The sequence below is a fragment of the Paraburkholderia sp. SIMBA_027 genome (assembly GCF_046535315.1).
Taxonomy (GTDB): Bacteria; Pseudomonadota; Gammaproteobacteria; order Burkholderiales; family Burkholderiaceae; genus Paraburkholderia; species Paraburkholderia tropica.
Genome location: NZ_JAWRWY010000160.1, coordinates 1 through 388 on the forward strand (window position 1 = coordinate 1; position 388 = coordinate 388).

Sequence of the window (388 nt, forward strand, 5' to 3'; positions counted from 1 at the left end):
CATACGATTATAGAAAATACAAGATATGTATTACCTAGAACAGTATACAGAGAGGAAGAAGAACTTTTCCTTAACTGGCAGCCATCTTTAACATGGTCCAATAGTGATTTGAACTTCTCTACAACATTATATTCTCTTCCTGAAATCTATAAAACAGAGAATATGATAGAAAGCGCAAATATTATCATTGAAGAATCTGTTAAGCGTACGGAGCTAAAACAAACTGTACACAATGAAGATTACAGACTTTTCTTTGGAAGTGCAGGGGTGGCACAGCTTTACAAAGCGCTGTATGATCAAAATATTATGCCTGAAACTACTTCCAACGCCTACGAACAATGGATTGTAAAGACTTCCGATTTTCTGGATAAATCTAATGGTGAAAAGG

1 protein-coding gene is annotated in these 388 nt (G+C 35.3%); it reads left to right on the forward strand.

Features of this window, described 5'->3' with window-relative positions; translation table 11 throughout:
- On the forward strand, window positions 1-388 hold a 388-nt coding region (locus SB764_RS38585; protein WP_410866547.1), incomplete at both ends, for a hypothetical protein.